Origin of the sequence: Rhizobium grahamii CCGE 502 (genome assembly GCF_000298315.2) — a bacterium.
Classification (GTDB): Bacteria; Pseudomonadota; Alphaproteobacteria; order Rhizobiales; family Rhizobiaceae; genus Rhizobium; species Rhizobium grahamii.
Window position 1 is genome coordinate 44084 of record NZ_AEYE02000008.1, and the last position, 22518, is coordinate 66601.

A 22518-nucleotide genomic window follows, 5' to 3' on the forward strand; every position below is an offset into this window, starting at 1 on the left:
TTACGACCGCATTTACCGTAACGTACTTCCGCGTGGCGCCGCCCGAGAATCTACTCCGCAGCATGTGTTGGAGGAAGGATGCCATGAGGTTCGTCGCGCTACTGTGCCTGTTGCTGCTCGGGGCTCCTGCTCTGGCAGCAGATAAATCCACGCAGCAGGTGTTCGACAAGGAGATCGAGCGGAAGGCAGTTCAGGCGGTCGTCTGGGGGCTCCCGGTGGTCAACTACGATCTGATGCGCCAGGAGATGCTTGCCAAGACGCCGGGCAAGGTGGGGCAGGTCATCTATTGGGGTCGCCCGCTGGATTGGCGGAACCAGACCCTGACCCCCAATCCGGACGCGCTGTACTTCATGGTGTTCTTCACCACCAAGGATGGCCCGGTGGTTCTGGATCTCCCGCCTGCGGAGGATAAGGCGTCGTTCAACGGCAACATCGTGACGGCATGGCAGTTGCCTTTGGAGGACGCCGGTTTGCTTGGCATCGACAAGGGCAAGGGCGGGAAGTTCGTGGTGCTGCCGCCGGGCTATAAGGAAAAGCTGCCGGACGGGTTCATACCGTTGCAGTCGGAGATCTACGGCGGCTACATGCTGTTTCGCTCGAACCTTGCCAGTCACGGTGACGCGGATGTTCGGGCTTCGATCGACTACGGCAAGAAGCTGAAAATCTATCCGCTGTCGGCCTCCGGCAATCCGCCGGAAACGGTCTTCAGCGACGTAAAGGATGTTCTGTTCGATTCCACGATCAAATGGGATGCGAGTTTCTTCGAGAACCTCAACCGCGTCGTTCAGGAAGAACCATGGATCGTGCGCGATCGCGTGATGATCGACCAGCTGAAATCCCTCGGTATCGAGAAGGGCAAACCGTTCGAACCGGATCAGCAGATGAAATCCCTGCTGAGCAAGGGCATGAAGGACGCGCAGTTGCTGCTCGAGGCAAAGTATGATGCCGGATTTCCACCGTTCTTCAGCGAGAAGAGCCGCTGGACCTTTCCAACCTATCCGGACCTGATCCAGGCCGGCGGACGTGGCTTCGACGAGGAAAATGCCTATCCGGTCGATCACCGCGGCGTCGCCTACAGCTACGCCTATATCGGTCTCAAACGGCTTGGCGCGGGACAATTCTATTCGATCTCGATCCGCGACAAGGATGGACGCGAGTTCGACGGTCGCGCCACCTACCGGCTGAATGTCCCACCGGATGTCCCTGTTCAGCAGTACTGGTCGGTGACGGCCTATGACCGGCAGACGCACGCCTTGATCAAGAACGTGTCGCGTGCCAGCCGCTCGTCGCAAATTCCAGAGCTTGCCAAGAATAGCGACGGTTCCATCGATCTCTTTTTTGGCCCCAAGGCGCCGAAAGGCAAAGAGGCGAACTGGGTCCCGACGGATCCGAAAAGGAAGTTCGAGCTGATGTTCCGCGCCTATGGCCCGACCAAGGAGTTCTTTGAGAAGAAATGGGTACTGGCGGATGTCGTCCGCGTGGACAAATAGTGTCGCTGAAGGCACGCGGATGGTTCACCTCGCTTGGAGGATGATGCATGACAAATGGATTCAGGTTCGCAAAATGGGGACCTGGTCTTTTCATCATTCTTCTCTGCTTCATCGGCATTTTGTTCGCATTTCGCGAGTTGTCGCAAACACCTCCGGCAACGGGCCGCGCGGTTTGACGGCATGCTCAGGTCTAACACACCGGCGATCCCGACCGTGGCGGTAAGGCCCGGGCCCTCTTCGAACGGTCTGGCGCGGTTCCCTGGCGCACCGAATGTCATGGGAGAGCGGTTAATTCTCCGCGTTGCAGGCTTGTTTAGAGTGCTATGATCGCCATTGTATGTGCCTATGGGGGGAGGATGCAGCATGTCCGATTTCAACCTCGGTTTCGTGATCTTTCCCGGGATTACGCAGCTTGACTTCACCGGGCCGTTCGAGGTCTTGAGCAGGCTCGGAACACCGCCCTCGCTTTCAGTCCCAAGCAAATTCCCTGACGTTAAGACCCACGTTGTCGCAAAGACCCTGCAGCCGGTCTCGAGTGATCGCGGTCTTGCTTTCTTGCCGACCGACACATTTGAGACTTGCCCAGCGCTCGACTTGCTTTGCGTGCCGGGTGGCTCCGGCCTCATGGAGGCGCTTGCGGATTCCGAACTGGTCGATTTCGTTGGGCGGCAGGGGAGGCAGGCAACCTATGTAACGTCGGTCTGCATCGGTGCCTTTCTGCTCGGGGCAGCCGGATTGCTGAAGGGGCGGCGGGCGACGACGCATTGGGCCTATGTCGACCTGCTTCCACTGGTCGGTGCGATCCACGAAGAGGGACGTATTGTGCGCGATGGCAACGTTGTCACCTCAGGCGGTGTCACGGCGGGGATCGATTTCGCTTTCAGCGTCGTTGCGGAAGTTGCCGGGCCCGAGGTCGCCCAGGCCATTCAGCTGGGGATCGAATATGATCCTTCACCCCCGTTTGACGCGGGCCATCCCGACAAGGCAAGCGCAGCGGCAACGTCGCTGATGGTGCAGCGAAATGAGAGCAGCCATACGGCGATCAGAAAGGCACTGGAGAAGCGGGCAGCGCCGGGCGTTCCCTGAGGGCGGCGCTCTTTCCGCTGAAATTTTGCCAGCGCAAGCCGGATGCTTTGCGATAATGCATGCTCAGACCCAGGAGCGTAGACCGGCGGCCCGTTCGGGCCAGCTGTTGTCACAGTTCCGGCAGGCCGGCCATTCGGAAGCCGTCGACAAAGTGGTCTCGTACAGATGCGTCGCGCAGCGGCTGGGAGTTGAGCCAATGGCCGATTGTGAAATGAGGGTGGGCGATCAGGAACAATTCTGCTTCTCGCCGTGCCTCCTCACGTTGGCCCAACTGCGCAAGCGCGGCAGCCAGGAATTTGCGTGAGTTGGTACGATACGTGTCTTCCCTGCGGAGCGTCGCGGTTGCCGCCTCATAGTCACGCGCGGCGTATTGCGCCTGCCCGAGATGACAAAGATACCAGCAGGTTGGATAGGGATTGAGCCGCAGAGCTTTTTCGATCTGCGCTAGTCCGTCGGCAACCCTGCCGTCCAGCACGGACATGTCCGACATGGCGGCCCAGGTGTCGGCGTGGTTGGGGTCCAGTTCCAAGGCCTTGGCGAAGGCGGCCTCCGATTCCTCCCATCGCCGCTCATAAGCCAAAATGGTCCCTAGAACGTAACGGCAGCCGGCATCGTTGGGATCTAGCTCGACTGCCTCCTGCGCGAACGTCGCCGCCATCCGACGGTTAGGATCTTCGGGCTCGCCGAAATGAGCCCAGGCAAGCCAACGGTTATAGGCGAGCAGACCGAGGGCCTCGGCATATGATGGCTCGAGCTCAACCGCGCGTTGGAGCAGCATATAGGCCTCACGCTCAGTTTGCGGCGATTCTTCCGTCAGGCGGCGGGCGCGCACGCATAGATCGTAGGCCTCAAAGTTCTTCGGCCGATTGCGCTGCGCCGGGATGGTCAGTCGGCCGACGAGGGCTTCAACAATCTTTGCGTTGACTTCATCCTGTAGCTCGAAAACATCTTCCACCGTCCTGTCAAACCGGTCGGCCCACAATTGCTGGCCGCCAAGCGCGTCGATCAATTGGGCTTTGATGCGGACGCGGCCCATTGCGCGTCTGGCGCTCCCCTCGAGGATGTAGCGGACGCCGAGGTCCTGGGCGACCAGCCGTACATCAACCGGTCTGCCCTTGTAGCCGTTCACGGAATTGCGCGCGATGACGAACAGGCCAGCCGTACGGGAAAGGTCGATAATCAGGTCTTCGGTCAAGCCGTCGACGAAAGGCACGTCCTCTTCATCCCCACTCATGTTCGTGAACGGCAATACAGCGATCGAGGGACACTCGGGCAGCGGCAACATGCTCTGCAGCGCATCCGGCCAATGCCACACGTGAACCGGGCGGGTCAGGTTCTTCAGGTAGCGTTCGCCTCCATCAAAGAACCGGTCGCTGATCTTGCCGACAATCTCGCCGTGAACGTTGGCTGAAATGCAGATACCTCCCGGCGCGGCCTGCGTCTCGAGGCGCGCCGCGACATTGACGCCGTCGCCGAGGACGTCTGAACCGTCGTCAACGACATCTCCCAGATTGACGCCTACACGCAAAAGCAGGCGCCGGTCTCCGGAAACAGCAGAGGTGGCCCGTTGCATTTCCAATGCTGCTGCGACCGCATGCACCGCGCTAGCGAATTCGATCAAGAACCCATCGCCCATGACCTTGAAGATGCGACCGTTGTTGCGCATCACCGCCGGCTCGATAACGCCAGAACGGAGTTCCTTGAGGTTCGCCAGCGTTGCGACTTCATCAGCCTCCATCAGGCGTGAAAATCCCACCACATCGGCAACGACGATGGCGGCAAGGCGACGCTGAAGAGATTGGTCCGTCATGTGAGGACAAGCCTAACGACTGAGTTAGGAAGTTATTGTTCAACCGCGGGTGAGTCAATAAGCGGTAAAAGTTAATGTCCGGGCGATCTCCACCTCCATCGAGCCGTCATCTTACTTTGTGGCTGCCGGCGTCGAGGTGGACGACACGGACATGCGTATCCACGGAAAGCGGACGGTTCCATCGGTCTCTATTTGGTCCCAAGGCGCCGAAAAGGCAAAGAGGCGAACTGGGGCCAGGTAAGACCTCTGCCCCATTGTCGGTCGTGAAAACGACGATGGTGTTATCGGCTTGGCCTGTGTCTTCGACACGGATTTCGCCGACACTAGGCCGCAATGCGCCGCTTGTTCGGGATCGCCCGGTGGCGGCCAAGGTCAAGCCAGTGGATCTCAGTCGGCGCTCGCCACCTTCTGCGCCGCCAGCGGCGGGGCCGTCTTCAGCGCTTGCCCAAGATCCTTGAGAATGCGGGTTGACTCGACCGAGAGCATCCGCGGCCGAACGAGGGGAGGCGGGCTGCCTTCCTCCGGCTTGGCGGCGGCAACGGTCTTGGCGTTCTTGTCGGGCGGCAGCGGCTGCGTGCCGGGGATCTGCCGAAGCGTGATGCCCTGGTGGGCATAATCCATGGCGCGCTTGAAGGTCATGGCGGGCAGCGAGCCGCCGGTCATCTTGTTGGTCGAGGTGTAGTCGTCGTTGCCGAACCAGACGGCGGCCGTGTAGTTGCCGGTATAGCCGATGAACCAGGCGTCGCGGTAGGCCTGCGTCGTGCCGGTCTTGCCTGCCGTCAGGATGCCGTTGTCGAGCGCAGCCTTTCGCGCCGTTCCGACGTAGGGGACGCGCGACAGCATCTGGTTCATGTAGGTATCGGCCTTTTCGGAGAGCACCCGTTTGGCGGGCGGCTCGTCACGGTCGAAGTCGTAGAGAACGTCGCCGCCGTAGTCGAGGACCTGGGTGATGCCGTGGCGGCGCGACTGGTAGCCGCCTGCCGGGAAGACGGCATAGGCGGTCGCCTGGTCGAGCACGGTCACCTCGGAGGTGCCGATCGGGATGGTCACGTCGTCACGCACCGGCGATTCCACGCCGAGGTTTTTCGCCATGGCGCGGATCGGCTGGATGCCGAGCTTTTCCTTGGCAAGCCGCACCGGGATGGTGTTGATCGACTGGGCAATAGCAGTCGCGATGGTGACGCGGCCGGCATATTTGTTGGCGTAGTTGTGCGGGCTCCAGTTGCCCCAATAGATCGGCGCATCGACGACGATGGTATCCGGCGTCATGCCGCTCTCCATCGCCACCGAATAGGTATAGACCTTGAACGATGAGCCCGGCTGGCGCAGCGCCTTGGTGGCGCGGTTGAACTGGCTCTCGCCATAATCCCGGCCGCCGACCATGGCGCGCACAGCGCCACCGTTCTCGAGCACGACCATCGCGCCCTGCTTGGCGTGGTAGCTCTCGCCATATTCACGCAGCGACGTCTCGACGGAATCTTCCGCCGCACTCTGCAGGCCCATGTCGATCGTGGTCCGAACGACCAGCGAATGCTGGTGGAAGCGCGGCGACAGTCGCATCACCTCGTCGAAGGCCCAGTCGAGGAAGAAATCGGGCGATTCCACCTGGTTGCGGTCGACGACCGTTGCCGGGTTGCGTCGGGCGGCGATCACCTGGCCCTCGGTCATCAACCCGCTTTGCACGAGGTTGGTCAGCACCTCGTTGGCGCGACCGCGCGCCGCCGGCAGGTTGACGTGCGGCGCATATTTCGCCGGCGCCTTGAAGAGACCCGCGAGCATGGCGGACTCGGCCAGATTGACGTCGGTGATGCTCTTGCCGAAGTAGAACTGCGCCGCCGCGGCAGCGCCGAACGTGCCGCCGCCCATGTAGGCGCGGTCGAGATAGGTGGAGAGGATCTCCTTCTTGGAGAGGTTGGCTTCGAGCCACAGCGCCAGGAAGGCTTCCGTGATCTTTCGGTCGATCGAGCGTTCGTTGGAGAGGAACAGGTTCTTGGCGAGCTGCTGCGTCAGCGTCGAGCCGCCCTGCACGACCTCGCCGGCCTGGGCGTTGGTCACCACGGCGCGGAAGAGACCGATGACGTCGATGCCGAAGTGATCGAAGAAGCGCCGGTCCTCGGTCGCCAGCACCGATTTGATCAGCGCGTCGGGCAGCTCGTCGATCGGTACGGAGTTCTGGTGGATGACGCCGCGATGGCCGATGACGTTGCCATAGCGATCGAGGAAGGTGACGGCGTAGTCGCCGCGATTGCGCCAATCTTCCTTGGTAGCCTCGAAGGCAGGCTGGGCAAGGGCGAGCATCAGGACGGCGCCGACGGACCCCCATGTCAGGCCTTCGCCGGCCAGTTCGAAGACGATGCGCTTCCAACCACGAACGCGGAAGCGGCGGAAGAAGATGGTGATGTCTTCCCAGATCTCGGCGGAGCGAAAACCGGCGTTCCAGATGGTCGAATCGATCCACGAGTCGATCTTCAAAAGCAGGTGGCGTTGCTTGCGCGGCCGTTTTTCTGGATTGTCCGGATCCGTCACGTCTTATATTCCCGCCCGATCAGTTCGACGCCGGACGAACCTGACGCCGGACTATGGCAAATCTGCCGACAGTGCCCCGGAGTAACCGGAGCTTGGTGAATCATTGGTTGATTTGCCTGACAAGAACAAGAGAAATGGAAGCTCTCACGCGATTTTGCGCGGAGCTGTTGCAAGAACGGAATGATGGAAGAAACACCCTTCTGGAAGACGAAGACGCTCGCCGAAATGACGACGACCGAGTGGGAGAGCGTATGCGACGGCTGCGGTCTCTGTTGTCTCAACAAGCTCGAGGAGTGGGATAGCGGCGATATCTACTTCACCTCGATCCGCTGCAAGCTGCTCGATGACCAGAGCTGTCGCTGTTCTTCCTACGAGAACCGCTGGGATTTCGTCCCCGATTGCGTCCAGCTCACCAAGGAAAACGTCGATGACATCGCCTGGCTGCCGCCGACCTGCGGCTATCGGCTGATCAACGAGGGCCGCGATCTCTACTGGTGGCATCCGCTGGTCTCAGGCGATCCCGAGACCGTGCATGCCGCCGGTATTTCGGCGCGCGGCCGGACGATCAGCGAAACCGAGGTCAAGGTCGACGACTTCGAGGATTACGTGGTGGATTGGCCGCTGACGGTGGGCGACGAGGCGCAAGCGCAGGCGCCGGAGACTGCCAAGTAGCATCGAGCTAGGCGATCGAGCTAAGAAATCGCCTTAGCTCGCCGCGAACATAGTCCTCGATCGAGCCCTGCGGCTCGAAACCCCACCAGAGCAGGCAGCCTTGCCACTGGGAGAGCATCAGCCGTCCAACATGAGTTTTGCCTTGGGCGCCGAGGCATCGGTCGAGCGCTGTGGCCAGTGTCTTTCCCCAGGCCGCGCCGCGTGAGCGCAATGCGGGATCGCGCAGATCCTCCCGTAGTACCAACAGGCCTTCCGCGTAAGATGCGGCATCCTCGCCGTAATCCTTGGAAAGTCCGGCGAGCAGGTCGATGGCGCCCTCGGGCGTTTGGGGAACAGACTGGACCAGCCGGGCCGTTTCCATGTCCAGCCGGTCCCAGGCGCGCAACAGGCAGGCCCGCAGCATCGCCGCCTTGGTGCCGAAGCGCTGCACCAGCGTCGAGCCCGAGAGGCCGCTGATCTTCGCCACCGCGCCGAAGCTCGCCGCATCGGGGCCTTCCGCATGGACGAGCCCGAGCACCATGTCGAGAAGCTGTTCGTCCGAAAGCGTGCGGGGGCGCGGCATGAAATTTCCTCTTGCGTTCACAACGAATATGAACGAACGTTCGTTTATATTCAAGCTGAATGGTGAAAATCCAGTGGCGTGCTCTGGTGTGGAGGACATGCAAATGGCAGCGCTTTCAGGAAAGATTGCCCTCGTGGCCGGCGGCACGCGCGGTGCCGGTCGCGGCATTGCCGTGGAACTCGGCGCTGCCGGTGCCACCGTCTACGTTACCGGCCGCACGACGCGGGCACAGCAGTCGGAATACGGCCGCCCGGAAACGATCGAGGAGACATCAGAGATGGTAACCGCTGCGGGCGGCCAGGGGATCGCGGTTCGGGTCGATCATACCGTGCCTGCGGAAGTCGAGGCGCTGGTCGCGCGCATCCGCCGGGAGCAGGGCCGGCTCGACATCCTGGTCAACGATATCTGGGGCGGCGAGCACCTGACGGAATGGAACAAGCCGGTCTGGGAGCACTCGCTGGACAAGGGCCTGCACATGCTGCGGCTGGCGATCGACACCCATCTGATCACCGCGCATTTCGCGCTGGCCCTGATGATCGAGCGTCCCGGCGGGCTTCTGGTCGAACTGACCGACGGCACCGCCGAATACAACGCGACGCACTACCGCCTCTGCCCCTACTACGACCTCGTCAAGACCGGCGTGATCCGCATGGCCTGGGCGCACGCGAAGGATCTCGCGCCGCACGGCGCAACCGCGGTGGCGCTGACGCCCGGCTGGATGCGCTCGGAAATGATGCTCGATATCTTCAGCGTCACCGAGGAGAACTGGCGCGACGCGACATCAGTGCAGCCGCATTTCGTCATCTCCGAGACACCGCGCTTCACCGGCCGGGCGGTGGCGGCCCTTGCTGCCGATCCCGAACGCGCCCGCTGGAACGGCCAGTCGCTGTCGAGCGGCGGGCTTGCGAAGGTCTACGGCTTTGACGACCTGGACGGCTCGAGACCGGACTGCTGGCGCTACATGGACGAGGTGATGGACGCGGGCAAACCCGCCGACGCCACCGACTACCGTTGAACAAGTTTAGCCGGAGGGAATGATAACGAACTGTCTTTGCAGCGTTTTCGGCGCCGCGTTCTGCCACGACCTGCGTACCAGATCCTGCACCAGTTCGTCGTTCGCCTTGCCGTAGAAGAGCCGGGTCGAGCCGCGCTGCCCCCAGCCGCCCGGGACGGCGGCCGTATCGTCGGGCGCCACCGCCAACGTCATATGCTGCTGGTCCGGCGTCAGGCGGACGACACAGTAGTCCTGCTCGGGCATCGTCAGGAATATCTTGCTGCGCACGCGGAAATCGCGGGTGCCGTGATGCGCGCTCTCGACCGCCTCCGGCAGGCTGAGCGCAAAGGAAATGAGCTCTTCCTGGTTCATGGTCATAAAATTAGCACATGCTGATGGATGCGGGCCAATCAGAAAAACTCAAACAGCCGGTACTTTCGGAAAATTTTCAGATTATAGGAAAATAATCCTTGACGGCGTGACGGTCGTTTGATAGGGTTATGGCATAGTCGGAAAGTTGCGGGCGTGGCGAAGTGCTTGGCCCCAAGCTTTCCGGATTTGCAAGCCGGGCGTTCGACCCGGCTTTTGTGTTTCTGGTCGCCAGGGAAAAACTGGCCGCCTGAGGGGTTCCCGATGATCGATATCGAGAGTTTCGAACCGGAGCTTTACGGCTTCTGGCCGCGGAGGCGTGTTTACGGCGATCCGCTGCATCTTGAAGCGGACGACGCCGAGGCGAGGGTGGCGGCGAAGGCCTGTTTCCTCGAGATCAAGTCCGGTCCGGCCTCACCTGCCGAGGAGCTGCGGATCTTGCTCAACGAGATGACGGCGGAGATGCGCGACCAGTTCAGTGCCTTCCGCGAATTGCGGCGGGCGGCGGAAGCGGCGTCCACAGGCGGCGACGAGGCGGCGGCGAAGCTTGCGCGCGCCGATCTGAAGGCGGCGACCGATGCCATGTCGCTGATCGTGCGGACGTTGGAGAAGGTCGATCAGCTGCAGCGGCAGATCGCGCGCGATCGCGAGCTGGCCGCGGAAGAGAGCGACGCTGCGATGGGGCTTGAGGATGCGAAGAAGCGGTTTCTTGAGCGCATCGACGAGCTGGCGGAACAGCGGGCGCGGCAATTGCTTGCCGAGTGGCAGGCTGCCGGTCCTCCCGGTCAAGGTGACGCCGCTGCCGGCGACGCTCGCCAGGCCAATACCGACTGAGGGTCAGGCGTCGCGGTCTCTTCGGCGCCGGCTTGAGAAAACCATGGCGCGGCATGGCAAGGAGATCACCGTCATCGCAGCGGAACGGACAACGGTTCGGACGGTCGTGGCGGCTGGTTTGCGGCAGGGCGCGACCCTGGCGACGGAGATGCGCCCAGCGGCGATGCCGTTCGCAACCTCCGGGCCCTCCTGTCCGACCGAGGTTGATCGGCCGGACGGGGCTGCGGAACCGGCGGAGCGGATGCCCATGGACGACCCGCTGGTACAGTTTGCCGACGAGCGTGGGCTTTGGAACCCGCTCGACGGTCTCTGGAGTTTTTCCGGCCGTCTCGAACAGCAGCCGCCTGTGGGTGACTGGCGTACCTGGCTGATCCTTGGCGGGCGCGGCTCCGGCAAGACGCGGGCGGGGGCCGAATGGATCCATGCGCTGGCGAGCGCCGAGCGGCGGTCCTATCTGCGGATAGCCCTGATTGCCGAAACGCTCGGCGATGCGCGCGAGGTGATGATCGACGGCGTCTCCGGTATCTGCCGCATTGCACGGCGGGGATGTCCGGAGTTCGAGATTTCGCGGCGCAGGCTGGTCTGGCCGAACGGCGCGGTGGCGCAGATCTTCTCGTCCGAGGATCCGGAAAGCCTGCGTGGGCCGCAGTTTCATTTCGCCTGGTGCGATGAGCTGGCGAAATGGAAGCACGGGCAGGAGACTTGGGACATGCTGCAATTCGGCCTGCGCCTCGGCAGCCATCCGCGCCAGCTAGTGACGACGACGCCGCGGCCGGTGCCGCTGCTGAAGGAATTGATTGCTGATGCAGGTACACGGCTGACGCGGATCAGCACGCTTGCCAACGCGGCCAATCTGGCGCCGGGCTTCATCGATGCGCTGGCGCATCGCTACGGCGGCACGCGGCTCGGGCGTCAGGAACTCGACGGCGAGCTGATAGAGGATCGCGAAGACGCGCTCTGGCGGCGCGAGATGATCGAGGCCGCCGCGATTCGCTTCACGGGCGAGTTGAGGCGCATCGTCGTTGCAGTCGATCCGCCGGCGGCGGCCGGCGCGCAGTCCTGCTGCGGCATCGTCGTGGCGGGATTGGAGGCGTCGGGGCGTGCGGTTGTGCTTGCCGATTGTTCGGTTCAGGGCACGAGCCCGGCCGGTTGGGCGGGTGCGGTGGTGCGCGCCTATCGACGATTTTCGGCGGACCGGGTGGTCGCCGAAATCAACCAGGGCGGCGACATGGTGGCGTCGATGCTGAAGAGCATCGACGAAAGCCTGCCGGTCTCGACCGTGCGCGCGACGCGCGGTAAATACTTGAGAGCCGAACCGGTCGCGGCCCTCTACGAGCAGGGGCGGGTCGCCCATGCCGGACGCTTCGTCGCGCTGGAAGACCAGATGTGCGACTTCGGCCCGGACGGACTTTCATCAGGCCGTTCGCCCGACCGGCTGGACGCGCTGGTCTGGGCGTTGACGGCACTGATGTTGGAGGGAAATGGAGAACCCCGGGTGAGGGGTATTTGAGGACTAGCGTTGAGGTTGCTGTTGTGACGGGCGCGGCGTCTGCTGTTCCGGGCGAACCTGACGCCACTCGTTTTCGAGCTGGTCGACGACATGCTGGGGAATGGTCGGCTGATTGCTGTTGGCCGGCTGCTGCATGCTCTCCTCCGAGGGCTGGATTTAACGGTGAGTTAATCACTGGCACGGCTTAAACTATCTGTAAATCAGGCGCTTAAACACTTTAAACGATTGAACTAATTTTAATCGATTGAGGCGCAGAACGCCGTACCACTTTTGAGGCTGACATTCATGGTTATCCACATCGACAGGCCCTTCTTCTTCGACAGGGTGCGCGACGCGCTGTTCAAGGGAGTGCTTAATCAGCCGCAGGTGGAGGGCATGACGGCGATTCTCGATTTCTGGGAATCGCGGATGCCGGATGCCGATCCGCGTTGGCTCGCCTACATCCTGGCGACGGCCTACCACGAAACTGCCTTTACGATGCAGCCGGTGCGCGAGACGCTGGCGACCACCGACGCCCGGGCGATCGAGATCCTGGAGAACGCCTATGCATCGGGCAAGCTCTCCTGGGTGAAGACGCCCTACTGGCGTCCTGACGAGGACGGCAAGTGCTGGCTCGGCCGCGGCCTGGTGCAACTGACCCACAAGCGCAATTACGAGGCCATGAGCAAGCTGACCGGTATCGACCTCGTTGCCGAGCCGGACCGGGCGATGGAGATGGACGCCGCCGTTTCGATCCTGATCGAAGGCATGGTGCAGGGCTCCTTTGCCAATCACAAGCTTGCCGATCATCTGAACGAGACGAGTGACGATTGGGTCAATGCCCGCCGCATCGTCAACGGCACAGACCGGGCCGAAAAGCTCGCCGGCTACGGCAAGACCTTCCTTGCGGCCATCCGCCGCGAGCAGCCGGCAGGGTGGCTTGCGCGGTTGAAGGCCTGGCTGCTGCGTGCTATCGCGCGGGTCTTAGGCTAGACCCTGACAGGAGTTCCGCGTGATCCGCCACATCGTCTTCTTCACAGCGCCCGCGGAGCAACTGGAAAAGGTGCGCGCCGGCCTGTCGATCCTGACGGCGATCCCGCACGCTCGCCTGCTGGAGATCGGCACCAACCTCAAGACCGACCAGCTCGGCACGGATGTCGACCTCGTGGTCTACGGCGAGTTCGACGATGAGGCCGCCCTTGCCGCCTACAAGGCGCATCCAGACTATCAGCGATCGATCGCCCTCGTGCGCCCGATCCGCGAAATGCGGATGGCGGCGGATTACGAGAGCGATGGGGCGGTGAAGCGGCCGCTGCGGTGATGCTGTAGCCTGCCCCTCCAACGCGCGCGTCGGGGATGGAGCTTAGACACCATGCCTAGCCGAGAGCGCTCTGCGCGGTGCAGATCCTGTCGACCAAGGCGTCGAGTTCGCCCTTTGGCGGGCGATTCTTGGCGAGGCGCTGCTTCAGGTGCATGATGGGCTCTGCGAGGATCTCATCGAGGCTTTCGGCACAGGTGAAGTCACCCGCCACTTGCTTGACCTTCGAGTTGTCGAAGATCGCAGTCCAGGCCTTGTCGCCGATCAGGGGACCTTCCCAGGCCGGATTATACTTGATCAGGGTGTCGGTCGGTACGTGAACGATCTTGGCTTCCACGCCAAGCAATCTGCCGATCGCCCTTTGGATATCGTTCCAGATATGAGCGCGGTCGGATGTAATGTGGAAAACATCGCGAAGCGCCGCCTGCTTGCCGAAAAGCCCGACGAAAGGCACTGCGAAATCGACCGAGCGGGTCAGGGTCCAGGGTGTGTGGCCATCGCTGGCAACGATGGTGGGCTCGCCGTCCAGCATGCGCCTTGCCATGATGTCACTGTCGCCCATCATGATCGGCAGTCCCGTACGGACGGTGTGGCTGGGGCGGACGATCGTCCAGGCCAAATGATCGGATTTCGCTAGTAGCTCTTCGCAAGCGATCTTGGCCTGGCTGTAGGGCCAGTACGGATTGATCGCCGGTGTCTTCTCGGTAATCACATAGTGACGCGGCGGCTTCTCGTAGACCGAGGCCGAAGAGATGAAGATGTACTGACCGCAATGGCCGGCGAACACCTCGATGTCGCGTGCAATCTGGTCGGGCGTGAAGGCGATGAACTGGCATATGACGTCAAAATTGGCCTTGGCGAGATCCGCGTAGGCGGTCGATCCAAGTTCACCGACGATCGAGGTCACCCCCGCGGGCAAAGGGTCTTGTCTCAAGCCGCGGTTGAAAACGCTGACATCATGACCCTCGGCAACGGCGCGCTCGACGCATGGGTAAGAGATTTGGCCGGTGCCGCCAATGAAAAGGACTTTCAAAGCCATCTGGAAACCTCGGTATCTGACAGGCGGGATCTAGGGTCACCTTCATAGCGTGAAAGGACTCGGACGTCTCGCGTAAATCTGGCTAGGCTATGGCCGAGGAGGCTGCATCTCCCGTCCCACTCTGACAAGCCATCGATAATGTGATGGGGAAAGCGGTATTGAATTTCTTCACGAATGTATGAGACGCATGCTATCTCAGCTGGGCTAGGAGCGATGCTGCATGGTGGTTGTGAGGGCTTTCGGGACGTCGTCCTTGGACGCGAAAAAGCGGGAAATCGAGCGTCTCGCGGCGCTGGAGCAGCTTGACCTCCTCGATACCCCGAAAGACGAAGGCTTTGAGCGCATCGTGCGGTTGATCAAGGAGATCTTCGCGGTCGAGATCGGCCTGGTGTCCCTTATCGACGCGCATCGGCAATGGTACAAGGCGTGTTCCGGGCTGACTGCCGACGAGGTTCCGCTTGAAGATACGTTCTGCCGATATGTGGTCGACCGTGAGCAGCCGATTGTCGTGCAGGATGCGACCCACGATCCGCGGTTCGCGCACAATCCGGCCGTAACGGGAGAAAGCCACATACGGTTTTACGCCGGCGTGCCTTTGAAAACCAAGGCTGGCCACGTTATCGGAACGGTATGTGCGATTGATCGCCGCCCCAGATCATTCAGTTCCAGGGATCTTTCTGTTCTGCACGAGATGGCGGGCGTCGCGATGGACCGGATCGAGCTGCTGCAGTCGGCAGCAACCGATAGCCTGACGGGCACGCTTACCCGCCGCGCCTTTCGGCAGGAGGCCGATCAACTTCTGTCGCTTGCCTTGAGACACCAGCATGACCTGTCCTGCGTTGTTCTGGACATCGACCACTTTAAGAGCGTCAACGACACCCATGGCCACGCTGCGGGCGATCAGGTGCTTCACGCGGTCACAGAAACCTGCAAGGCGAACCTGCGGGCGGGGGATCTGTTCGGCCGGCTCGGGGGAGAGGAATTTGCCATCCTCCTTCCGCACATCAATCGCGAAGGGGCAGCCGCCGTCGCCGAAAAGGTAAGGATTGCTGTCGCGTCCCGGCCGATCCGAGGAACCTTCGGCGAATTGAACGTGACGGCAAGTTTCGGCATTTCGGCGCTTTCGATCATCACCAAGGACATCGAGACGATGTTGGCCCAGGCCGATGCCGCGATGTACCACGCCAAGCATAACGGCCGAAACCGATGCGTATCGTGGAACTCCATCGGTGCTGATGGTCCGACCGGCTCTCGCCGTCGCGTTCTGAAAGCAGGGTCCATCATTTTCAACGACCACCGCTCGACGATCGATTGCACCATAAGGTCGCTCGGCACCGACAGCGCGGGGCTCTCCGTTTCCAGTTCCGCTGGCATACCTCCGGAATTCGTCCTGATGATCAAGGGCGAGGGTTTCGAGACCAAATGCCGGATCGTGGCGCAGGACCGGCAAACCATAGAAGTCGCCTTCAAGGCCTGATCGGGCTTTCACCTGCGATTGGCTGCCATCACGCCGCAGGCTTGAGAGTCCGCCTAACTCCAGGATACCAACCATGAGATTGAGATCATTGCTGCCGTGGGGCTCCGCGGCGGGTCGCAAAGCCGTGCCTGAGAAAAAGGCCGCTGGCGGCTTCATGTCGTTGACCGCGGAAGGGCGGGCGAGCTGGACCGGCCGCTCCTATGCCGCGCTGTCGCGCGAGGGCTTCATGAAAAACCCGGTCGCGCATCGCAGTGTCCGGCTGGTCGCGGAAGCCGCGGCCTCGGTGCCGTGGCTGCTCTACGAGGGCGATCGCGAGCGGCCGGATCATGCCATCCTCTCGCTGCTCGGCCAGCCGAACGGACGCATGGGTGGCCCCGATTTCTTTGAGGCGCTCTATGGGCACCTGCTGCTGTCGGGCAATGCCTATGTCGAGCCGCTGCTGGTCGGCGGAAACCTGCGCGAACTGCATCTGCTGCGGCCTGATCGCATCGGTATCGTCGAGGGCAGGGATGGTTGGCCCGAGGCTTACGACTATCGCGCCGGCGGTTCCGTGCGCCGCTTTCCGGCGGAGACGGAGGGGCTTGGTCTGCTGCACCTGAAACTCTTCCATCCCCTCGACGATCATCTCGGTTTCCCGCCGCTGGCGGCAGCGCAGGTGGCGCTCGATCTCTCCAATGCGGCCGCGACCTGGAACAAGGCGCTGCTCGACAATTCGGCGCGTCCATCGGGCGCTCTGGTCTACCAGCCGAAGGAGGGCGGCAATCTCTCGCCCGACCAGTACGAGCGGCTGAAGCAGGAACTCGACGAAGGCTATTCCGGCCCGATGCGCGCCGGACGTCCGCTGCTCCTGGAAGGCGGCCTCGACTGGAAGTCGATGGGACTGTCGCCGAAGGACATGGATTTCGTCGAAGCCCGCAATGGTGCTGCCCGCGACATCGCGCTCGCCTTCGGAGTGCCGCCGATGCTGCTCGGTATTCCCGGCGACAACACCTATGCCAATTACCAGGAGGCGAACCGTGCCTTCTACCGGCTGACCGTGCTGCCAATGCTGACGCGCACCGCCGCCTCGCTCTCCGCCTGGCTCTCCGGCCACTACGAGGACCGCCTGCGGCTGGAGCCCGATCTCGACAGGGTCGCCGGGCTTGCTGCCGAGCGTGACCAGCTGTGGACGCGGGTGGGAAGCGCTGCATTCCTCAGCGACGAGGAGAAGCGGCAGGCGGTGGGGTACTGAAAACCTGCACCGCCGCATGAATCAAACTCTGAGCGCCCGGACTCAATGTTCGAGCAAAAGCAAACAAGCGATTCAAAAGATTCGCTGAAGCGCGAGGACGACACCCTGAAATCGGCGCTGCGAAGCGTGATCGCCGGCTGGGGTGTCCTTCTTCGTCAACCAAGGATCCCTGCGATGACAGACCTTTCCAACGATGCCGGGCTCTGGGCGACCAGGGCGCTCGGTGCATCGGCTGGGGCGGCGGTGTCGCTCGTCTATCTCCTGCCGAAAAGCCGGCGGGAGGCTGCGAGCCGCTTCTTCACCGGCCTTGCCTGCGGCACGATCTTCGGCGGGCCGACGGGCATCTGGATCGCCGAAAGACTGGCGCTGGCGGATCGCCTCTCGGCCTCGGAGGTCGTGCTGTCGGGATCGGCGGCGGCAAGCCTTTGCGCCTGGTGGGGCCTCGGCATCCTGTCGCGCATCGCCGGACGATACGGCGCACGCGGACGCTAGCCCGGGCATAACAATCTACAACGAGGAGAGCATCATGACCGCAAGCCGCGCGCTGGCGCGATCACCCATGGGCGCGGATACGCGCAAGTTCGCCAATCTCGAGCTCCGGGGGCTGAGGCGCGACGGCAGCTTTTCCGGCTATGCCAGCGTCTTCGGTGAAGTCGATCTCGGCAAGGATGCGATCGAACGCGGTGCCTTTCGTAAATCGCTCGCCGAGCGCGGCGCGGGCGGGGTACGTATGCTCTTCCAGCATGACCCGGCCGAGCCGATCGGCGCCTGGAAGACGATCCGCGAGGACAGTCGCGGCCTCTATGTCGAGGGCATGCTTGCCGACGGCGTGGCCCGGGCGCGCGAGGTGCATCAGCTCCTGAAGAACGGCGCGCTCGACGGGCTTTCGATCGGGTTCCGCACGGTGCGGGCAAAGACCGACGCCAAGTCGGGGGTGCGCCGCATTCTCGAAGCCGACCTCTGGGAAATCTCGATCGTCACCTTCCCGATGCTGCCTTCGGCGCGCGTCCAGAACATCAAGAATGCGCGGTGGTTCCGCGACAAGGAGACCGAGCTGGTCCGCGCCATGCGCCGGGCCGCCCGGATGATGCTGACAGAAACCTTCAGATAGGAAAAACGGGACATGACCGACATGCATGAGACAGGTTCGAGGATCGCGCCGGAGATCAAGGCGGCGCCCGAAATGACGGCGGCCTTCGACGAATTCATGGAGGCCTTCGAAGCCTTCAAGGACACCAACGACCGCCGCCTCGGCGAGATTGAGGAAAAGCTGACGGCCGATGTCGTCACCCGCGACAAGATGGACCGCATCAGCAGGGCGATGGACGAGCAGAAGAAGGTGCTCGACCAGCTGGCGCTGAAGAAGGCGCGCCCGCCGCTCGGTCGAGGCGGCGGCAACGGCATTGAGGCGAACGAGCACAAGGCGGCGTTCGAGCAGTATATCCGCCGCGGCGACGAGGCCGGCTTGCGCGAGCTCGAGGCGAAGGCGATGTCGGCGGGGACGGGGAGCGATGGCGGGTATCTCGTGCCGCCGGAAACCGATACCGAGATCGGCCGCCGGCTCTCCGTCGTCTCGCCAATCCGCTCGCTCGCGACCGTGCGCCAGGTCTCGGGCTCGGTGCTGAAGAAGCCGTTCGCGACCTCGGGCATGGCGGCCGGCTGGGTGGCCGAAACGGCGGCCCGTCCGCAGACATCGAGCGCCCAGCTTGCCGAACTCTCCTTCCCGACAATGGAGCTCTATGCCATGCCGGCGGCAACGCAGGCGCTGCTCGACGATGCCGCGGTCGATATCGAAGGCTGGATTTCGAGCGAGGTTGACACCGTCTTTGCCGAACAGGAGGGCACCGCCTTCGTGAACGGAGACGGCACCAACAAGCCGAAGGGCTTTCTTGCCTATACCGCGGTCGCCGACAGCGCCTGGAGTTGGGGTAATCTCGGCTATATAGCAACGGGTGCTGCCGGCGCCTTCAAGACGACGGGCGCCTCCGACACATTGATCGATACGATCTATTCGCTCAAGGCGGGTCATCGCCAGAACGCCAACTTCGTCATGAACCGCAAGACCCAGGCCGAGGTGCGCAAGCTCAAGGACGGTGATGGGCGCTATCTCTGGCAGCCGCCGGCGACCGCGGGCGAGGCGGCTTCGCTGGTCGGCTTCCCGGTCGTCGAGGCCGAGGACATGCCCGATATCGCGGCCAATGCGCTGTCGATCGCCTTCGGGGATTTCCGCGCCGGCTATCTCGTCGTTGACCGCACCGGCGTGCGCGTGCTGCGCGATCCCTATTCCGCCAAACCCTACGTGCTGTTCTATACGACCAAGCGCGTTGGCGGCGGGGTGCAGAACTTCGAGGCGATCAAGCTCATCAAGTTCGCCGTGAGCTGACCGAGGCAGGGCGGGTGCGATCACATCCGCATCCGCCTGCCGAACATGCCTGCGTCACACCAATTCAGGATCGTCCATGACTTATGCACTGATTACCCCACCGGTGGCGGAAGCCCTGACGCTTGCCGAGGTGAAGGCTCACCTGCGGCTTGACGAAGGCAACGAAGATGGGCTGCTATCCTCGCTGATCCGCGTCGCACGCGAGCATCTGGAACGCGCGACGGGCCTCTGCCTGATCACTCAGGTGTGGCGCCTCCATCTTGAATCGATACCTGAGGACCGCGTGATTCAGATTGCCAAGGGGCCGGTGCAAGCCATTGAAAGCCTGAGCATTTACGATGAGGCGGGTGCGGAAGTGGTATTGCCCGCGAGCGGCCATGTGCTCGACGGCAATGCCCGGCCGGCGCGTCTGGTGCTCGATCGAAGTACGAATCCCGCTATCGCCGCGAACGGCATCGAGATCGATTTTTCCGCCGGTTTCGGAGAAAGCGGTGCGGAAGTTCCCGACACGCTGAAGCGGGCGATGCTGATGCATGTCGCCCAGATGTTTGCCTTCCGGGGCGCGGTGGCCGTCGAGGATCAGCCGGCGGACATACCTGTTGGTTACGACCGGCTGGTTGCGCCATTCCTGATGCGGAGGCTCTGATGCGGTCCGTCTTCTTCGATCCCGGCCAGATGACCGCGCGGCTCGAGCTGGAGGCGCCGGAAGAGACGCCGGACGGGCAGGGTGGCGCGAGCATTGTCTTCGCATCGGTCGCCTCCGTCTGGGCGCGGATCGAGCCGCTGAGCGAGGTCCGCGAGGAGCGGGCGGGCGCTGATGTCTTCACGCTGACGCACCGTATCTGGTTGCGGTTTCGCAGCGACATCAGGGCCGGGATGCGGCTGCGCAATGGCGACCGGCTGTTTGCCATCGGCATCTGGCGCGATCCTGACGAAACCGCCCGTTACCTCTGCTGCCTCTGCGAGGAGGAAGGACGATGAGCCCCGCTTTGGCGATTACGCTCCGCGATCTGGCGGAGATCCTGGCGCGGGTGGCGCGAGACGCTGCGGGTAAGGCGCAGGCAAAGGGGGGCGAGAGCCATGAGCGCAGCCAATGAATTGCTGACGGCGATCCATGCCCGCCTGACCGGAGATGCCGAGCTTCTCGGCATGATCGGCGAGGACGGTATCCGCGATCGGCTGGTGACCGGACGAAAGCTCCCTTGTGTGCTGATCGGCGAACTCGTCAGCAACGACTATTCGACCTCGACGGAAGGAGGCGAAGAGCATCTGCTCTCGCTCGAAATCTGGAGCGATGCCGGTGGGCGAAAACGGGCGCAACTGGTCGCCTCGCGTCTTCATTCCCTATTGCAGGATGCGGCACTCGATCTTGGTCAGCACCACCTCGTCAGCCTTTTGCATGTCAAGACACAGAGCCGGCGCGAAGCGAAGACGAAACTCCATGTCGCCGAGCTGCGCTTCCGGGCCGTGACGGAGCCGATCGGCGCTGCGTAGCGCCTACTCCTCGAAGCGGCTCGTGGCGTCGCGATCACGTTCGTAATGTCTCGACAAGGGAAACGGCGGTAGCCACGCTTCGCGGCGAATGGTCCAAAGTTCGTAGGTTGGCTTCAACTGATCGGGCGCATCGAGCGAGCCGAGGTTTACTTCGACCTCATCGGCGGAGCGTCCGAAAACCGGGGAGCCGCAGCGGGGGCAGAAGAACCGCCCGTCGTAATCGCCTGTCTCGCCTTCGACCGTCACCGCATCCTGAGGAAAGATCGCAGACGCGTGGAAAAGCGCGCCGTGATGCTTGCGGCAGTCGAGACAATGGCAAATACCGACCCGATAGGGGTGTCCAGTTGCCACGAGGCGGACATTCCCGCAACGGCAGCCGCCAGTGAACCGGTTCATGTTGCTTCTCCTCCAGGATCAAGCGATGGACTGCTTGGTTTGAAGATGGGGCAGTGATCTCAGATGTCCCGCCCGTTGCCGCAGCTGCCTGCATCTCAAGCCGGTTCGTATACCCGGTTCGCTGCCTTGACCTGCGCAGCCAGCATCAGCACGAAGCCGAGCGAGATGACGGCGAGCCCGGCGCAGGTCGCGATTGCGGTTCCGGCACCGGCGCGATCGAGGATCGCCGTGAAAACGACGGGTGCGATGGCGTTGGCGAGGTTCTGCGGCAGCGACAGGCGGGCCGATTGCAGCCCGAATTCGCGCGGCGAAAACAGCGCGAGCGGCAGCAGCGCGCGGGCGACGGTCATGACACCGGAGCCGAAGCCGTAGAGCAGGATGAAGGTAATCAGCAGCGGCGTCGACGGCGGTACCACCAGCATCATCACGAAGCTGAATACCATCAGGCTCACGCCCATTGCGGCGCTGAGGATCGGATTGCCGCGACGGCCGAGGAGCATGTCGAGGAAGCGGGCGGAAATGCCGATCACGCCGCGCGCCGAGCCGAGCTGCAGCGCCAGCACAGGCGAGGCGCCGCACTGGCGGAATATTTCGAGCAGCGAGGGCGATACGCCGAAGGTGACGAAGGGCGAGATCGTCGTTGCCGCGGCAACTAGCAGGAACGCCTTGCGCTGTCCCGCAGGCGATAGCGGCACCGGCGTTTCCTGTGCGGCACTGCCATCCGCGGCAAAGGCGATCGGCTTCGGCAGGGCGAAAAGATGCAGAGGCAGGCAGACTAAGAACTGTAGCGCCGCGCAGATGAGAAACGTCATTCGCCAGCCGACGCTCGTGTTGAGCTCACTGAGGATCGGCCAGAAGATCGCGCTCGAAAGACCGGTAAACAGCATCAGGATGGCAATCACCCGCTTGCTGTCAGGTCCGGCGCGCTCGACGACGGCGGTATAGGCCGGAGCGGAAAGACCGAAGGCGCCGCCGGCGCCGATGGCAATCCAGGCAAGCCCGTAGAGGATGAGGCCGTGCGCGGCGGACAACACCAGCAGGCCGATCGTGAAGGTAATCGAGGCGGCAGCGAGCACGCGCGCGGCTCCATGTCGGGCGAGCAGGCGGCCCGTCGCGGGGCCGACAAGGGCGCTGACGACCATCATGATGCTCAGCCCGCCGAAGACCACCTCGTTCGGCAAGTCGAGATCCGGCGCGATGACGCGGCCCATGACGCCGAGCATGTCGAAGGTGGTGCCCCAGCCGATCAACTGCGTGACGGCAATCACTGCAATTGTCTGCACCGAGCGCAGGGGGATGGATCGAGACATGGCGGGCTTTGACGCGAGTGGGGTAGGGGCGAGCAAGG

At 62.8% G+C, this 22518-nt stretch carries 24 protein-coding genes; 16 read left to right on the top strand and 8 right to left on the bottom strand.

Annotated elements, in window-relative coordinates:
* Positions 1 to 83: 83 nt before the first annotated feature.
* Positions 84 to 1490 carry a DUF1254 domain-containing protein gene (locus RGCCGE502_RS06005; protein ID WP_016553273.1) on the top strand — a complete coding sequence of 469 codons (1407 nt, stop codon included), beginning with the start codon at positions 84 to 86 and terminating at the stop codon, positions 1488 to 1490.
* Between the two features lie 363 nt (positions 1491 to 1853).
* A complete protein-coding gene (locus RGCCGE502_RS06010; RefSeq protein WP_016553274.1) occupies positions 1854 to 2576 on the top strand; it encodes a DJ-1/PfpI family protein in 723 nt (240 codons plus the stop codon).
* A 109-nt stretch (positions 2577 to 2685) separates the two neighbouring features.
* Here the strand turns inward: RGCCGE502_RS06010 and RGCCGE502_RS06015 are convergent, their stop codons facing one another.
* On the bottom strand, positions 2686 to 4386 hold the full coding sequence (locus RGCCGE502_RS06015) for an adenylate/guanylate cyclase domain-containing protein (RefSeq protein ID WP_016553275.1): 1701 nt from the start codon (positions 4384 to 4386) through the stop codon (positions 2686 to 2688).
* A gap of 387 nt (positions 4387 to 4773) precedes the next feature.
* Positions 4774 to 6912, bottom strand: coding sequence for a transglycosylase domain-containing protein (locus tag RGCCGE502_RS06020; protein WP_016553276.1), 2139 nt, complete (start codon positions 6910 to 6912; stop codon positions 4774 to 4776).
* A 183-nt stretch (positions 6913 to 7095) separates the two neighbouring features.
* Here RGCCGE502_RS06020 and RGCCGE502_RS06025 point away from each other — a divergent pair, with 183 nt between their 5' ends.
* Positions 7096 to 7584 (top strand): YcgN family cysteine cluster protein, encoded by a 489-nt coding sequence (locus RGCCGE502_RS06025; protein WP_040674087.1) that lies wholly within the window; start codon positions 7096 to 7098, stop codon positions 7582 to 7584.
* A gap of 7 nt (positions 7585 to 7591) precedes the next feature.
* Here RGCCGE502_RS06025 and RGCCGE502_RS06030 read toward each other — a convergent pair whose 3' ends face one another.
* Positions 7592 to 8146 (bottom strand): TetR/AcrR family transcriptional regulator, encoded by a 555-nt coding sequence (locus RGCCGE502_RS06030; RefSeq protein WP_016553278.1) that lies wholly within the window; start codon positions 8144 to 8146, stop codon positions 7592 to 7594.
* Between the two features lie 103 nt (positions 8147 to 8249).
* Between RGCCGE502_RS06030 and RGCCGE502_RS06035 the strand changes: the two genes are divergently transcribed.
* Positions 8250 to 9161 carry an SDR family oxidoreductase gene (locus tag RGCCGE502_RS06035; RefSeq protein ID WP_040674089.1) on the top strand — a complete coding sequence of 304 codons (912 nt, stop codon included), beginning with the start codon at positions 8250 to 8252 and terminating at the stop codon, positions 9159 to 9161.
* Positions 9162 to 9167: 6 nt separating this feature from the next.
* Here RGCCGE502_RS06035 and RGCCGE502_RS06040 read toward each other — a convergent pair whose 3' ends face one another.
* A complete protein-coding gene (locus RGCCGE502_RS06040) occupies positions 9168 to 9512 on the bottom strand; it encodes an MmcQ/YjbR family DNA-binding protein (RefSeq protein ID WP_040674090.1) in 345 nt (114 codons plus the stop codon).
* A 261-nt stretch (positions 9513 to 9773) separates the two neighbouring features.
* Between RGCCGE502_RS06040 and RGCCGE502_RS06045 the strand changes: the two genes are divergently transcribed.
* Positions 9774 to 10343, top strand: a complete 570-nt coding sequence (locus RGCCGE502_RS06045) for a hypothetical protein (RefSeq protein ID WP_016553281.1) — start codon at positions 9774 to 9776, stop codon at positions 10341 to 10343.
* Between the two features lie 43 nt (positions 10344 to 10386).
* Positions 10387 to 11853: a DNA-packaging protein gene (locus RGCCGE502_RS06050; RefSeq protein ID WP_016553282.1), complete on the top strand. Its 1467-nt coding sequence runs from the start codon at positions 10387 to 10389 to the stop codon at positions 11851 to 11853.
* 3 nt (positions 11854 to 11856) lie between these two features.
* On the opposite strand, the gene RGCCGE502_RS38705 is transcribed toward RGCCGE502_RS06050, so the two are convergent.
* Positions 11857 to 11988: a hypothetical protein gene (locus tag RGCCGE502_RS38705; RefSeq protein ID WP_016553283.1), complete on the bottom strand. Its 132-nt coding sequence runs from the start codon at positions 11986 to 11988 to the stop codon at positions 11857 to 11859.
* 150 nt (positions 11989 to 12138) lie between these two features.
* On the opposite strand from RGCCGE502_RS38705, the gene RGCCGE502_RS06055 reads away from it, so the two are divergent.
* Together RGCCGE502_RS06055 and RGCCGE502_RS06060 are read left to right on the top strand one after the other, a co-directional pair.
* On the top strand, positions 12139 to 12825 hold the full coding sequence (locus RGCCGE502_RS06055) for a glycoside hydrolase family 19 protein (RefSeq protein ID WP_016553284.1): 687 nt from the start codon (positions 12139 to 12141) through the stop codon (positions 12823 to 12825).
* A gap of 19 nt (positions 12826 to 12844) precedes the next feature.
* Positions 12845 to 13153, top strand: coding sequence for a Dabb family protein (locus RGCCGE502_RS06060; RefSeq protein WP_016553285.1), 309 nt, complete (start codon positions 12845 to 12847; stop codon positions 13151 to 13153).
* A 55-nt stretch (positions 13154 to 13208) separates the two neighbouring features.
* Here the strand turns inward: RGCCGE502_RS06060 and RGCCGE502_RS06065 are convergent, their stop codons facing one another.
* Entirely contained in the window at positions 13209 to 14189 is a 981-nt protein-coding gene (locus tag RGCCGE502_RS06065) for an SDR family oxidoreductase (RefSeq protein ID WP_016553286.1), read from the bottom strand.
* A gap of 220 nt (positions 14190 to 14409) precedes the next feature.
* On the opposite strand from RGCCGE502_RS06065, the gene RGCCGE502_RS06070 reads away from it, so the two are divergent.
* The 8 genes from RGCCGE502_RS06070 (at position 14410) to RGCCGE502_RS06105 (ending at position 20774) form a co-directional block, all read left to right on the top strand.
* The gene (locus RGCCGE502_RS06070) at positions 14410 to 15666 is read left to right on the top strand and encodes a sensor domain-containing diguanylate cyclase (protein ID WP_016553287.1); all 1257 of its coding nucleotides are present in this window, start codon (positions 14410 to 14412) and stop codon (positions 15664 to 15666) included.
* Between the two features lie 73 nt (positions 15667 to 15739).
* Positions 15740 to 16897, top strand: coding sequence for a phage portal protein (locus RGCCGE502_RS06075; protein ID WP_040674055.1), 1158 nt, complete (start codon positions 15740 to 15742; stop codon positions 16895 to 16897).
* A 174-nt stretch (positions 16898 to 17071) separates the two neighbouring features.
* Positions 17072 to 17389, top strand: a complete 318-nt coding sequence (locus RGCCGE502_RS06080; RefSeq protein ID WP_037134447.1) for a DUF6107 family protein — start codon at positions 17072 to 17074, stop codon at positions 17387 to 17389.
* Positions 17390 to 17423: 34 nt separating this feature from the next.
* Positions 17424 to 18008, top strand: a complete 585-nt coding sequence (locus tag RGCCGE502_RS06085; RefSeq protein WP_016553290.1) for an HK97 family phage prohead protease — start codon at positions 17424 to 17426, stop codon at positions 18006 to 18008.
* 12 nt (positions 18009 to 18020) lie between these two features.
* Positions 18021 to 19280, top strand: coding sequence for a phage major capsid protein (locus RGCCGE502_RS06090; RefSeq protein ID WP_016553291.1), 1260 nt, complete (start codon positions 18021 to 18023; stop codon positions 19278 to 19280).
* Positions 19281 to 19356: 76 nt separating this feature from the next.
* Positions 19357 to 19926, top strand: coding sequence for a head-tail connector protein (locus RGCCGE502_RS06095; RefSeq protein WP_016553292.1), 570 nt, complete (start codon positions 19357 to 19359; stop codon positions 19924 to 19926).
* Positions 19926 to 20261: a phage head closure protein gene (locus RGCCGE502_RS06100; protein WP_016553293.1), complete on the top strand. Its 336-nt coding sequence runs from the start codon at positions 19926 to 19928 to the stop codon at positions 20259 to 20261. The genes RGCCGE502_RS06095 and RGCCGE502_RS06100 overlap by 1 nt, the downstream gene beginning before the upstream one ends.
* Before the next feature lie 99 nt (positions 20262 to 20360).
* Entirely contained in the window at positions 20361 to 20774 is a 414-nt protein-coding gene (locus RGCCGE502_RS06105; protein ID WP_016553294.1) for a DUF3168 domain-containing protein, read from the top strand.
* A 3-nt stretch (positions 20775 to 20777) separates the two neighbouring features.
* Here the strand turns inward: RGCCGE502_RS06105 and RGCCGE502_RS06110 are convergent, their stop codons facing one another.
* Positions 20778 to 21170: a GFA family protein gene (locus tag RGCCGE502_RS06110; RefSeq protein WP_016553295.1), complete on the bottom strand. Its 393-nt coding sequence runs from the start codon at positions 21168 to 21170 to the stop codon at positions 20778 to 20780.
* Between the two features lie 95 nt (positions 21171 to 21265).
* The gene (locus RGCCGE502_RS06115) at positions 21266 to 22480 is read right to left on the bottom strand and encodes an MFS transporter (RefSeq protein ID WP_040674057.1); all 1215 of its coding nucleotides are present in this window, start codon (positions 22478 to 22480) and stop codon (positions 21266 to 21268) included.
* Positions 22481 to 22518 lie beyond the last annotated feature (38 nt).